At 56.9% G+C, this 13,533-nt stretch carries 11 protein-coding genes; 4 read left to right on the top strand and 7 right to left on the bottom strand.

Going from position 1 to position 13,533, the window contains the following annotated elements; all coding sequences use genetic code 11:
* Nucleotides 1-84: 84 nt before the first annotated feature.
* Nucleotides 85-1,413, bottom strand: coding sequence for an MFS transporter (locus SB719_RS03880; protein ID WP_304231959.1), 1,329 nt, complete (start codon nucleotides 1,411-1,413; stop codon nucleotides 85-87).
* A 186-nt stretch (nucleotides 1,414-1,599) separates the two neighbouring features.
* Nucleotides 1,600-2,568 carry a GT-D fold domain-containing glycosyltransferase gene (locus tag SB719_RS03875; protein WP_293005798.1) on the bottom strand — a complete coding sequence of 323 codons (969 nt, stop codon included), beginning with the start codon at nucleotides 2,566-2,568 and terminating at the stop codon, nucleotides 1,600-1,602.
* A 615-nt stretch (nucleotides 2,569-3,183) separates the two neighbouring features.
* On the opposite strand from SB719_RS03875, the gene SB719_RS03870 reads away from it, so the two are divergent.
* On the top strand, nucleotides 3,184-5,538 hold the full coding sequence (locus tag SB719_RS03870; RefSeq protein ID WP_304231956.1) for a membrane-bound PQQ-dependent dehydrogenase, glucose/quinate/shikimate family: 2,355 nt from the start codon (nucleotides 3,184-3,186) through the stop codon (nucleotides 5,536-5,538).
* A 64-nt stretch (nucleotides 5,539-5,602) separates the two neighbouring features.
* Here SB719_RS03870 and SB719_RS03865 read toward each other — a convergent pair whose 3' ends face one another.
* Nucleotides 5,603-7,069: a catalase gene (locus SB719_RS03865; protein ID WP_065649392.1), complete on the bottom strand. Its 1,467-nt coding sequence runs from the start codon at nucleotides 7,067-7,069 to the stop codon at nucleotides 5,603-5,605.
* 139 nt (nucleotides 7,070-7,208) lie between these two features.
* A complete protein-coding gene (locus SB719_RS03860) occupies nucleotides 7,209-7,664 on the bottom strand; it encodes an RpiB/LacA/LacB family sugar-phosphate isomerase (RefSeq protein ID WP_065649391.1) in 456 nt (151 codons plus the stop codon).
* 282 nt (nucleotides 7,665-7,946) lie between these two features.
* Between SB719_RS03860 and SB719_RS03855 the strand changes: the two genes are divergently transcribed.
* Nucleotides 7,947-8,714, top strand: a complete 768-nt coding sequence (locus SB719_RS03855) for a triose-phosphate isomerase family protein (protein WP_293005802.1) — start codon at nucleotides 7,947-7,949, stop codon at nucleotides 8,712-8,714.
* A 74-nt stretch (nucleotides 8,715-8,788) separates the two neighbouring features.
* Nucleotides 8,789-9,760, top strand: coding sequence for a sugar-binding transcriptional regulator (locus SB719_RS03850; protein WP_039384324.1), 972 nt, complete (start codon nucleotides 8,789-8,791; stop codon nucleotides 9,758-9,760).
* Nucleotides 9,761-9,768: 8 nt separating this feature from the next.
* Here SB719_RS03850 and SB719_RS03845 read toward each other — a convergent pair whose 3' ends face one another.
* A complete protein-coding gene (locus SB719_RS03845; protein WP_292971520.1) occupies nucleotides 9,769-10,494 on the bottom strand; it encodes an HPP family protein in 726 nt (241 codons plus the stop codon).
* Between the two features lie 165 nt (nucleotides 10,495-10,659).
* On the opposite strand from SB719_RS03845, the gene rluF reads away from it, so the two are divergent.
* The gene (rluF, locus tag SB719_RS03840) at nucleotides 10,660-11,541 is read left to right on the top strand and encodes a 23S rRNA pseudouridine(2604) synthase RluF (protein WP_292971517.1); all 882 of its coding nucleotides are present in this window, start codon (nucleotides 10,660-10,662) and stop codon (nucleotides 11,539-11,541) included.
* 40 nt (nucleotides 11,542-11,581) lie between these two features.
* Here the strand turns inward: rluF and SB719_RS03835 are convergent, their stop codons facing one another.
* Together SB719_RS03835 and SB719_RS03830 are read right to left on the bottom strand one after the other, a co-directional pair.
* On the bottom strand, nucleotides 11,582-12,322 hold the full coding sequence (locus SB719_RS03835; RefSeq protein ID WP_304231946.1) for a nitroreductase family protein: 741 nt from the start codon (nucleotides 12,320-12,322) through the stop codon (nucleotides 11,582-11,584).
* Between the two features lie 126 nt (nucleotides 12,323-12,448).
* The gene (locus SB719_RS03830) at nucleotides 12,449-13,474 is read right to left on the bottom strand and encodes an NADP-dependent oxidoreductase (RefSeq protein ID WP_314687929.1); all 1,026 of its coding nucleotides are present in this window, start codon (nucleotides 13,472-13,474) and stop codon (nucleotides 12,449-12,451) included.
* Between the last annotated feature and the right edge of the window lie 59 nt (nucleotides 13,475-13,533).

The raw sequence follows: 13,533 nt of genomic DNA, 5'->3' as shown, positions 1-13,533 counted from the left end.
TAAATGCATCTCCGCAGGGGCCGCATTCATGCGGCCCGTGGAGGCAGATGTCTATTCCGGACCAGAGCGCCATAAATAGCGCCCCTACAAAATGATCCTGGCGGCCGGTGCTGACGAAACGGCGGGGGTCGTCTTCAGGCGTTTCTCTGGCTGCAGCAATGTCATGGCCAGCATGCTCACAAAGGCGATAACGGCAGTCACGGTAAACATGGCGTTATAGCCATAATACTCCGCCAGCCAGCCGCACAGCATGGGTGAAATAATCGCAGCCAGATTCGCGATTGCCAGCGTCATGCCGCTGAAAGCACCCACCGACGCCTTTGGCGTAACGTCTATCACCACCGACCAGTAAACATTATTGACCAGCGCGTTGAGCGCGTTGCCCAGCGTCATCAGGGCGATGATTGCGGCCGCCGAACCGGCAAACGGAATGGCCATAAAGCAGCAGGCGGTGGCGCAGAGCGTTATCGCCGCAAAGCCATTGCGGGCCAGCCGCAGATTACCGGTCCGCGCCAGCAGGCGATCGGCCAGGCGTCCGCCAAGCAGCACCGTCAGACAGGCGCCGCTCCACGGGATCATGGCGATATACCAGAGCGAGTGCAGGTCATAATGAAAATTATCCTGCAGATATTTTGGCAGCCAGGTGACCAGCGTAAAAGTGATATAGAGAAAACTGAAGTAGCCCAGCGCATTACACACCAGCGTGCGGCTGGTGAAAAAACGCCACCAGGGTAACGGGCGCTCATCATGCGCTTCGGCACGCTGTCCCTGTACGATCAGCGCGCGTTCAGCGTCGTTCGCCGCCGGATGCCGCTGCGGCGTATCGGCGAAGTAGCGGGCAAACAGCAGCATCGCCAGCAGCGAAAACACGCCAAGCAGGATAAACATCATGCGCCAGTCGTTAGTCAGCAGCAGCAGGCCGACCGCGATAGGCGCAGTCAGCAGCGAGCCGACCTGCGTACTCAGCAGGCCGATACCCAGCGCCATGCCGCGCTCATTATCCGGCGCCCAGTGCGCAATTGTCTTGTTCATCAGCGCGTAGGCAGGCCCCTCGGCAAAGCCAAACAGCACGCGCAGCGCGGCGAAACCCATAATCGCGGAGCCGCCAAACAGCGCCACGCCAATTTCACCTGCCCAGGCCGTGGCGATCTCCAGCAGCGACCAGAGCACGCCAGCCATCAGCCACACTTTGCGCGTGCCGAACCGATCGGCGAGAAAGCCACCGCAGAGCGAGCCAAACAGATAGCCAAAACCAAAGTAGCCCAGTACGGCACCCAGTTCGACCTTGCTGAAATGGAACTGCTGCGAAATGGCCTGCGCGGCGAAGGAGAGAGCACCGCGGTCAACGTAGTTAATCAGCGCGATAAGAAACAATAACGAAAAGATACGATAGCGGACAGCAGAGGCTTTCATGGCATAACTCCTGTGAAGAACACAGGAATGAGTAAGCAAAGGTAATGCCAGAATCTATAAATTGTGCCATATCAGCGTGAGGGCAAGAGATCCGGGCAGGGCAGCAAGGGCTTTATGCTTGGGGAAACGTAAAGGTTACTGTCCTGCACCAGACTGGATGCTTAAGCGTGCGTTGAGGGTGCAGGATTACACAACCGGCTGCTGCAGGATCACACCATTCACCATCGGCTCCTGAGGTAATCCGACATGCAGTAAAATCTGACTGCGATAGTGCTCATCGGTATCGTGCTGTTCGTCATTGAGCAACACGCCCGCTTCATTCACATTCTTACCCGCAATTTCCGTTTTAGTACGCGCTGCGCTGCGCATCCACTCATATTCAATATCGATATGCCCGGTGTCGATACAGCGGATCCCCTGCTGACTGAGGTCGTAAGCCAGCACGGTCGCCGTCGGCCCCAGAGAAATCAGCACCAGGTCATATTCGCGGGCATGCGCCAGCACATTGGCATAGAGCTGGTTATAGACTGAAAAGGCATTACGGTTAAGCGTAGTAATGCGCTTAATTTCGCGTGCGCCATCCATTAAGTCGTTGCCGATACCCAGCCGGGTGCCGCTGCCTTCAACAATTAATATTTTTTTATCGTAAAAAAGCTGCTTAAATTTTGCAAATACGCGGGTCGCCTGCTGCTTATCAATATAATCATGATAAGGGCGTGTCACCGACGTATTTCCATACTGATACGTTTTTTTTAATAAAGGCTCGTAGCGGCGAAAGAAAAAGGCTTTATGAAAAAACCAGAACAGGGCCGAACCTAAACGCATATTGCGGGTTGAGCGAAAGGCATCCGGCATGCAAACCAGACAAGGGTTATCTTCACGCGTACCGCGCCGCATGATCTCTTTCAGTCTGATAGAAAGACGCTCATCAAATGACTGAAAACCAATATTTTTAAACAGTGTCATTTCCAGTTCTCCATCCCCATACCGGCATACGGATAACCTGTCGTTACTGAGCAGTAAATCGATTGTCTGTTCAGGCGACATAACCTGATATTGCCGTGCATGTGCATGGGCAATCGGGAATTTTAATGCTGCGTGAGTAAATTTAAACGGAAACCGTATTTTCCGATAAAGGGAATCTGCGCTGATCATAATAACCTTCTTTTTATCTGCGGATCTGCTACAGAGCAGTCAGGTGATTTATATCACTCTTCCTGAAAAAACAGAGGCTGAGGAAATTCCCAAACTGAAATTACGCTGCGATATTTAATCATTAAACTGCAGCTCAACATAAAGATTATGGCCGGAATTGTCAGGCGTAGCGGCAAATTAAATGACTCCGGACGCTTTGCACCAGGATAATTCTCACACAGGCTATGCTGACCCGTTAATCTATTTCATCAAAGCGTGGGACGGGCACTGATGCACGTTATTTTCGCCATGCGATGTACCTGACAGTAATCTTTTTTATGACGCTGAATCGGCTGCCGCACGAGCGTTCGCGCCATCTGTTACGCCAGTGACTTAGCAAAAGGTGCGCAATCGCTGTGGCAATGATTAATTAAATCCATCAAAATTAAACGTGATTTCAGTCACATGATGAGCCTGAGGCTGGGGGAGAGTCTTAAGCTGCGCTTGATTCATTAGCGGATCTGACAACACATAAACTCACGGGTTTTTACATAGCGCTTACATAAGTTAATATTTTGTTGGAATTGCTGCAATGTCGTAACGGCATAAATTAATGAACAAAACTGAGGGATTGGCATGATAACAAAACTCACCAGTATCGTGATGGCGATTCTGGCGATAGCGCTGCTCTATATGGGTGGTCAGCTGTTACTCAATGGCGGCAGCGCATTTTACGCCGCAATGGGCGCGGGATTGCTGCTGACGGCTGTTTTACTGTTCCGCAAACAGCGCAGTGCGCTGACGCTCTATGCGGTACTGATGTGGATCACGCTGGCGTGGATCATTTGGGAAGCAGGACTGGATAAGTGGCAGTGGATCCCGCGGGGCGATCTGTTTGGCGTGATTGGCCTGTGGCTGGCGATGCCGTGGATTGTCAAACCACTTAGCCGCGGCGAACGCCGTTTTCATCCGCTGCTGGGCGGCACCGTGATTATTATGGTGCTGATGGTGATTGGCCTCTGCTTTTACGATCCGCTGCCGCAGGCAGGCACCATCACTAACTCGCGCGAGCCGGTGAGCCAGCCAGGTGCAGAAAACGACTGGGTCGCCTATGGCGGTACGCCAGCGGGCCAGCGCTTCTCAGCGCTGAAGCAAATCAGCAACGCGAACGTCAGTAACCTTGAAGTCGCCTGGGAGTATCATACCGGCGATATGCGTCAGGATAGCGATGCCACCGAGTATACGTTTGAGGCGACGCCGCTGAAAGCCAACGATATGCTCTATCTCTGCACGCCGCACAATGAGGTACACGCGCTCGATCCTGAAAGCGGGGCGGTGAAATGGAAATATACCCCGGAGAAAAACCGCTCTTATCTTCAGCAGCATCAGACCTGCCGCGGCGTCAGCTACTATGCCGCACCGGCTGCGCCAGCCAGCAGCGATGCGCCTGCGCTTTGCCGTAAGCGTATCTTCAACGCTACCACTGACGCGCGTCTGATCGCGCTGGATGCCGACACCGGCAAACGCTGCCCTGATTTTGGCCGGGATGGCGTGGTGGATCTGCACGCAAACATGGGTGAGGTTCGCCCGCACGCGCTGATGCAGACCTCTGCTCCGCTGGTGGCCGGTAATCTGGTGATCGTGGGCGGATCGGTCATGGATAATGGTTTTGAGAAAGGCAATCCTTCCGGCGTCATCCGTGCTTATGACGCGCAGAGCGGCCGTCTGGTGTGGAATTTCGACCCGGCCACGCCGGATGCGACCACGCCGATTGCCGCCGATAAGCGCTATCCGCAGGATACGCCGGTCGCCTGGGCCACGCTGAGTGCCGATGTTAAAAATGGTCTGGTCTACGTACCGTTTGGCAACGCGTCACCTGATGAAGTGGGAATTGAACGCGACGCTAACAGCAACACTGAGAAGTTCCGCGACACGCTGGTGGCGCTGGATCTGCAGACCGGTGCGTTTAAGTGGCGCTATCAGAGTTCGCATCACGACCTGTGGGATCGCGATAACCCGTCACAGCCTTCGCTGCTGGATATCGATTATCAGGGCCAGAAGCAGCCGGTGGTGATCCTGCCGACCAAAACCGGCAACCTGTTTGTGCTGAATCGTCTGACCGGCCAGCCGGTTTACCCGGTTAACGAGGTGAAGGTCTCTACTGAAGGCGGCGTTCCCGGCGAAAAATTTGCCGCCACGCAGCCCGTCTCCAGCCTGAACTTTATTCCGCAGGCGCTGACGGAAAAGTCGATGTGGGGCATTACGCCGTTTGACCAGATTGCCTGCCGGATCGATTTCCATCGTCTGCGCTATGATGGTAATCCGTGGACGCCGGCCACCGAGGCGGGCACGCTGGTGTTCCCGGGCAATATTGGCGTCTTTAACTGGGGCTCAGTCGCTGTTGATCCGGAGCGTCAGATGCTGATCGCCGCGCCGGTACGCCTGGCGTATAAATATAATCTGATCAAGCGCACGCCGCAGACGGCAACCGAACGTCTGTTCACCAAAGATGGCCAGCCTTACTGGAATGAAAACTTTCACGGTGACTATGCTATCCACATCCAGCAGCTTGCGTCCGGTCTGGGCATTCCCTGCATTGCGCCGCCGTGGGGCCGCCTGGTGGGGGTTGATCTGAAAACCGGAAAAACGCAATGGCTGCGCCGCATCGGCACCACGAAGAACCTGAAAACCACTTTCCTGCCAGGCCGTTTCCCGCTGGGATTCCCGATGGGAATGGTGGCACACGGCGGGCCGCTGCTGACCGCAGGCGATCTGGTGTTCCACGGTGCGACGGCAGACAACTTTTTCCGCGCCTACGACAGCACTACCGGTGAGCTGTTATGGCAGACCGAACTCAGCGCTGGCGCACAGGCTACGCCGTCAACCTATATGGGCAAAGATGGCAAACAGTATGTCGTCATTGCGGCGGGGGGGCACGGATCGCTCGGCACCAAAGCGGGTGACAGCGTGGTGGCGTTCCGTCTGAAGTAAAGAGAGGCTTATTACAACATAGTTCAGCAGCGTCCCGCCGCCCGGCGGGACGCTGCATCAGGCATTACGCTTTCGCGCGTTCGCTCTGCACTTTCTGTGCAATACGGTCGCCGATAGTTTTGTCGATATTACGCCAGTAGGTGAAAGCACGAGAGAGCACCGGCTCTTCCACACCGTTAAGCAGGTGACCGGCCACGTTGTTTACCAGGCGATCGCGTGCAGCATCATCCATCACTTTATTGATCAGCTGATTCGCCTGACCGAAATCGTCATCATCTTTGCGCAGCGTATAAGGTGAACGCACCATATCGCCCTGCGACTGCCAGGTGGAATCAGTAGGATAGCGCTCGCCATCTGCCACCGGACCCCCTTTGGAGTTAGGTGCATAGACCGGATCGGAAACCGGATTCATACGCATTGCACCATCTTTACTGTAGCTGTTGACCGGCGCCTGCGGAGCGTTTACCGGGATCTGCTTGTAGTTAACGCCAAGGCGCGCACGGTGCGCATCCGCATAGGCGAAAATACGGCCCATCAGCATCTTATCCGGGCTCAGACCGATACCGGGGACCAGGTTATTCGGCTCAAATGCCGCCTGTTCAATCTGGGCATGGTTATCGGTAGGGTTGCGATCCAGCGTCAGCTTTCCGACTTTAATCAGCGGATAGTCGTCGTGCGGCCAGACTTTGGTCAGATCAAACGGGTTGTAGCGATAGCTGTCCGCTTCGGCGAACGGCATGATCTGCATATAGAGCGTCCAGCTCGGAAAATGGCCTTCTTTAATCGCGTTAAACAGATCGCGCGTGTGGTAGTCGCCATCCTGACCGGCCAGCGTGTCGGCGTTTTCCTGTGTCAGAAACTCAATGCCCTGATCGGTTTTAAAGTGATATTTCACCCAGAATTTTTCACCGTCGGCGTTGACCCACATATAGGTATGGCTGGAGTAGCCATTCATGTGGCGCCAGCTCCTGGGAATACCGCGATCGCCCATCAGCCAGGTGACCTGGTGCGCCGATTCCGGTGACAGCGTCCAGAAATCCCACTGCATATCATTATCGCGCAGGTTATTATCCGCACGACGCTTCTGCGAGCGAATAAAGTGCTGGAATTTCATCGGGTCGCGGATAAAAAACACCGGCGTGTTATTGCCCACCATGTCGTAGTTGCCTTCGGTGGTATAAAACTTGATGGAGAAGCCGCGCGGATCGCGCCAGGTGTCCGGGCTGCCGCGCTCGCCGGCGACGGTTGAGAAGCGCATCACCACATCAGTACGGGTACCGGGCTGGAAAACAGCGGCTTTGGTATAGCGGCTGACATCTTCTGTCACTTCAAAATGGCCAAACGCGCCGCTGCCTTTTGCATGCGGCTGGCGCTCCGGAATACGCTCGCGGTTAAAGTTGGCCATCTGTTCAATCAGATAGTGATCGTGCAGCACCAGCGGACCATCAGGCCCGACTGACAGGGAGTGTTCATCGCTGGCTACCGGAATGCCCGCATCCGTGGTGGTCGGTTTGCGATTGTCACTGCTCATAATATCTCCAGATTTTGTAAGGATAATCTCAGCCTTTAAGCGTAGCAGCACGCGCTGCGCTTGCCTGATTAGTTACACAATCTGTGGCGATCCGCTGCCAGCCTCTCCGGAGCAGCTGCCTGCCGGGCAGAAGGGGCGATCAGCGCTGTGCCGCATGCTCGTAAAAATCTATCTTTTCAACTTTTGCCAGAGAACCGCCACCCTCAAACTCCGCTGCCAGCCAGGCGTTAACGATATTTTTAGCCAGCTCCGGGCCCACCACGCGCGCGCCCAGCGTCATGATCTGGGCGTTATTGCTTTTACGCGCCCGCTCAGCAGAAAAGGTGTCGTGGCACTGCGCTGCCCGCACGCCGGGTACTTTATTCGCCACAATAGCCACGCCAATACCGGTTCCGCATAGCAGAATGCCGCGTTCGAATTCCTGACGCTGAATGGCGGTGGCCAGCGCCCAGGCGACATCCGGATACATAGGGCGGGCGTTACCGGCATCATTGGTAAAATCTGTCACGGCATAGCCCTGCGTTTCCAGCAGCGTTTTGATGATATTTTTCAGATCAACAGCCGCATCATCAGCACCGATTGCAATCGTTTTCATAAAGGTTCTCCGGTAAAGAAAAAGGGCCTGCACACAGGCGTGAGACACAGCGTGCCATAACGACAAACATTTGTTCAATGCATGTTCATTTGTAATGTGGTGATTATGTGAGCGGGATCGCTATGAACAGCTAAAATAACCTGTTTTTCTGCGAAACAGGGTGTTGCGCTGCGTCACAGATTTATCAGTGGCGCATTGAAACAGGTGCATTAATTCATTTACTGTTCATATGAACAAGCGACCATTACGGTCAGAGCGCGGTATAACCCCGGGAGCTGCATTATGTCTCAGCCACAACGCTGGCTTGGTGTCAGTCTGAAAATGTACTTTGGCTATCAGCAAACGCTGGCGTGGTGTCGCGAGGTGGCCAGACTGGCCGATCATCCGGCTATCAGAAGCGGCAGCGTCGGCCTGTTTATCCTGCCAGCCTATCCGGCGATCCCCGCGGTGACGGAGATCTTCGCGGGAACGCCGGTACGCGTTGGCGCGCAGGATGTTTGCCAGGCGGAAAACGGTGCCTGGACCGGTGAGGTCAGCGCCAGCATGCTGCAGGAGCTGGGCTGTTCGCTGGCAGAAATCGGTCATGCGGAGCGGCGGCGTCACTTTCATGAGGATGCGGCGCAGATTGCCGCCAAAGTGGCGATGGCGCTACAGCATGAACTGACACCGGTGCTCTGTATTGGCGAGTCGGAGCAGAGCACGCCAGAGGCGGCGATTGCGCTCTGTGCCGCACAGCTTAACGACGCGCTGGCGCAGGCGGCGGCACGGGGCCTGCGGGGCGAGATTCTGTTTGCCTATGAACCACAATGGGCAATCGGTGCACCGCAGCCGGCCCCTGACCGCTATATTCGTGCCGTCTGCGCCGGGCTGCGGACGCTGACGCTGCCCGCCGGTATTACGCTGAAAGTCATTTATGGCGGCAGCGCCGGGCCGGGTCTGATCCAGCGGCTGGATCGGGATGTGGATGGCCTGTTTCTTGGCCGCTTTGCTCACGACCCGCAGGCGCTGGCGCAGATTATTGAAGAAGCCAGCGCGCTTGCCGGCCGCTGATCATAGCGGGGCGGGCGCGTTCAGTGCTATAACTTGCAGCTGCTTACGACCGCGTTACACAGGACAGATAACAGATGGAGAATACCACGCCGGGTCAGGATGCTGAGCTGCTGACCGAGATTGCCGTCGCCTACTATCAGGATGCCATCACGCAGGAGGAGATCGCCCGTAAATTTGGTATCTCGCGTATCAAAGTCGGGCGGCTGCTCAAACGCGCGCGTGAAGAGGGCATTGTTGAAATCAGCGTGCGCTACCATCCGGTTTTCAGTACCCGGCTGGAACAGCAGCTGCAGCGCTCTTTCCCGCGTCTGCAGCGGGCTCTGATTGCGCTTGATTCAGCTGACAGTGATGAACAACGCCGCCAGGTGGCCGCGCTGGTGTCTGCCCATCTGGCGCAGACGCTGAAAGATAACGCCATCGTCGCGGTCGGGCAGGGACGGAACGTGGCGGCAGTGGCCGACCATCCGGGTCAGGTGCCCGATCGAAACTGCCTGTTTATCAGCGGTATTGGCGGCACGCACCGCCCGGGAGACGCCATCAACGCCGATCACATCAGCCGCCGGCTGGCAAAAAAGTTTGGCGGCAGCAGCGAAACGCTCTATGCCCCCGCCTACGTGGAAAACCGCGCGCTGCGCGACAGCTTTATGCAGAACGGCACGGTAAAAGAGACGCTGGATCGTGCGCGTAAAGCGGATGTGGCGCTGGTGGGGATCGGGGATATGAATGAGAACAGCTACATGGTAAAGCTGGGCTGGTTCACCCCGCGTGAAATTATCGATGCCAGCGTTAATCAGGGCGTGACCGGTGATATTGCCGGCTATGACTTTTTCAACGCCCGCGGCGAAGCGGTGGAAACGGTCATGAATGAGCGCGTGATCGGGCTGAGCATTGATGAGCTGCGCCGGATCCCGTGCGTAATAGCGATCGCCGCAGAGAACACCAAAGCGATGGCGATACTCGGGGCGCTGCGCACCGGGGCCATCGATATCATCGCGACCTCGGCGCAGAATATCCGCACGGTGCTGAGCCTGGTGCAGGCGCGCTGAGGCGCGCTTCAGCGCGCCTGACCGGTGCGCCGGATCGCAATCTCTTCGGCGCGCTGCAGCAGCAGCTGCAGATCATCCTCATCAATATCCAGCAGGGGTCCGCTCTCCAGCGCCTGATGCAGATCGTCGCGCGTGAGCGGAACCGGCATCGCCACCGGCTGTGGTTTCGCCTCGGCGGCGGCCAGCGGATGAGGATAGCGGCGGCCGGCGAGGTTATTAAACACGATCGCCAGCAGTGCGAGACAGACAGAGTTAAGCATCACTGGCGTCAGCACAAAGTGGTAGCCGAGCTGCGCCACGCTGCCGCCGCCGAGAATCGCCGTCAGCGCCACTGCACCGCTGGGCGGATGCAGACAGCGCAGCTGAAACATCACCGCAATGGCGAGACAGGCGGCCACCCCGCATGCCAGTGCCGGCTGCGGGATCAGCAGCGCCGTGGTCACGCCAATCACCCCGGCGACGAGGTTACCGCCAATAATCGACCACGGCTGCGCCAGCGGGCTATTAGGCAGGCCAAACAGCAGTACCGCAGACGCGCCCATCGGCGCCACAAACCACAGGTTTACCGCCCCCAGCATCCAGTGGCTGATCAGGCTGGTCAGCATCAGACCCAGCCCGGCTCCGAGGCTGGCCAGCAGGCGCTGTCTGCGCGCGACGGGCAGGGGATGTGGCCAGAAGCGGGCCAGAAACAGGCGCAGCGAGGCCAGTCGGCTCGCCGGTTGTGGTTGCGTCATAAAAAATCCGTGAAAAGCCAGAAACAGTGGCTGCGGATTGTCGCCTGGCGTCTGATGCTAAACAACCCGACAGTCTGCAGGGGATTAGAAGCGGCACGCTGACGCGGCGACAGCCTTACGCAACGGCGGCAGTTAAGGTATAGTCCGTTTTTTTTCGGAGGAACCATGCTGCCTGACTTATCTACCCGCCTGAACAAATACATCAGCGAGAGCGGAATCTGCTCGCGCCGCGATGCCGATCGCTATATCGAACAGGGCAACGTGTTTATTAACGGTAAACGCGCTGCCGTCGGGGCCCAGGTTTATGCCGGGGATGAGGTCAGGGTGAATGGTCAGCTGATTGAGCCGCGTGACGCCGACGATCTGGTTCTGATTGCGCTTAACAAGCCCACCGGCATTGTCACCACCATGGAAGAGGGTGAGCGCGACAATATTGGCGACTTTGTTAACCACAGCAAGCGCGTGTTTCCTATCGGCCGGCTGGACAAGGATTCACAGGGGCTGATTTTTCTCACCAACCACGGTGACCTGGTTAACAAAATTCTGCGCGCCGGTAATAACCACGAAAAAGAGTATGTGGTAACGGTTGATAAACCGATCACCGATGAATTTATCGCGGGCATGGCGGGCGGCGTGCCGATGCTGGGCACGGTAACGAAGAAGTGCAAAGTTAAAAAAGAGTCAACGTTTGTATTCCGCATTATTCTGGTACAGGGACTCAATCGCCAGATCCGCCGCATGACCAAACACTTTGGCTATGAGGTGACGAAGCTGGAGCGTACGCGCATCATGAACGTCAGCCTGAAGGGTATTCCGCTCGGCGAGTGGCGCGATCTGACGGATGATGAACTGATCGACCTGTTTAAGCTGATTGAGGATTCGTCCTCAGAAGATAACAAAACCCGGCAGGCGCAGGCGAAGAAAAAAACGGCGTCACCGGCGAAAAAAGCGCCGGCTGCGGGAGCAAAGCAGGGTGATAAAGCGGGGGGTCAGGGCGCGAACCGCAAACGCTTTACCCAGCCTGGCCGCAAAAAAAAGGGGCGTTAAGCCCCTGTATTATCTGCCCGGCGCGCAGGCGGATTGGGACCTATTTATCGGTACCAAATCCCTGTTTGTTCAGCGCCGCCAGCACATGCGGGAAGTAGATGTGCTGGTAGTAGCCGCTGACGCTGTCACTCCAGCTTTCGCCATCGCTGCGACCGGTGTTCTGCCAGTGCTGTACCAGCTGTGCGTTGTAAGCAGCAATATGCTGCGGCAGATCCGCCTGCTGATAACGCTCTTCATGGCGGAAAGTCGGCAGCGGCAGACGCGGCTTCTGGTGCGCAGGCTGATCGACATGGCCGATAACCACGCCCGCGACCGGGAAGGTATAGTCAGGCAGATCCAGCAGGGCGATCATCGCTTCCGGATCGCGGCGGATCCCGCCAATCGGCACAATACCCAGTCCCTCAGCCCGTGCGGCGGCCATTACTGAGCCGAGCGCAATGCCCACATCGGTAGCGCCGGATACCACGCTTTCAATGCTCTGCTGCGCAATCTGCTCACGACCGCTGGCTTCGATCGCCAGCCGCGACTTATGCATATCCAGCACAAAAGTCAGGAATACGGGCGCTTTCGCGATCCACGGCTGGCCGCCGGCGATGGTGGCAATCTGCTGGCGCTGCGCGGCGTCGCGGGTGACGACGACAGATACCTGCTGGGAGTTTACCGAGGTAGGCGCGTAGTACGCGGCCGAAATAATTCGCTCAAGTACCGCATCCTCTACGGGCTGATCGGTATAGCTGCGCTCACTTTTATGCTGAGCGAAAAGATCGATAATGGAACTCATGCTGCCTCCTGTTATGGGAGAGAGAGCGTAGCAGGCAGATGACCGGCACGTTTTACCGTTATTGCCGTGAGGCAGAGGAAAATGGAAGTAAAACCGGGTGCCGTGGCGGCACCCGGACGGGGCTTATCAGCTGACTTTCACCACGGTTTTACCGAAGTTTTTACCGTTCAGCATATCGAAGAATGCCTGCGGCGCATTCTCCAGTCCCTCGATCACATGCTCGCGGTAGTGCACTTTCTCCTGCTCGACCAGCGGCGTCATGGCTTTCAGAAACTCAGGATAGCGGTCGCCGTAATCCTGGAAAATAATAAAGCCCTGCATGCGGATGCGGCGTTTCAGGATCCCCGCCATGATCAGCGGCGTGCGGTCGGGCCCCGGCGGCAGGTCGCGGCTGCTGTAGCCAGAGACAAGGCCGCAGACCGGAACGCGGGCAGCGGTATTCAGCAGCGGGAACACCGCATCAAACACTTTACCGCCTACGTTCTCGTAATAGATATCGATACCGTCCGGGCAGGCGGCAGCCAGCTGGTCGGCAAAGTCATCACTGTGGTGGTTAATGCAGGCAGAGAAACCGAGCTTTTCAATCGCGTAGCGACACTTCTCTTCACCCCCGGCGACGCCCACGACGCGGCAGCCTTTGAGCTTGCCTAACTGGCCAACGGTCGCACCGACCGGCCCGGTTGCCGCCGCCACGACCAGCGTCTCGCCCGCTTTAGGCTGACCAATATCCATCAGCCCCATATAGGCGGTAAAACCGGGCATACCGAGAATACCCAGTGCCCAGGAGGGGTGAGCCAGCTCGCCGAGCTTTGCCACGCCTTCGCCATCAGAAACCGCATAGGTCTGCCAGCCGCTCTGGGCCAGCACCCAGTCGCCTGCTTTAAAATCGCTGTGCTTTGATGCTTCAACCTGACACACCGTGCCGCCGACCATCGGCTGATCGAGTTCCGCCGGAGGAGCATAAGACTTACCGTCATCCATGCGGCCACGCATATAGGGATCCAGTGACAGCCACACCGTGCGCAGCAGCATCTCACCCTCTTTGATCTCCGGCACCGGTTGTTCCACCAGCCGGAAGTTCTCTTTTACCGGTTCGCCCTCAGGACGGGACGCCAGCAGCCAGGCCTGGTTTGATACAGCATGTTGCGACATAGTTACCTCTCTTATGACAAACGGGTGAGGCAAGTGTAGCTGAGGATAAGAGAGGCGCT

It is taken from the genome of Pantoea sp. SIMBA_079 (assembly GCF_046940275.1).
GTDB lineage: Bacteria > Pseudomonadota > Gammaproteobacteria > Enterobacterales > Enterobacteriaceae > Pantoea > Pantoea borealis.
This window is presented reverse-complemented; position numbering and strand designations above follow the sequence as displayed.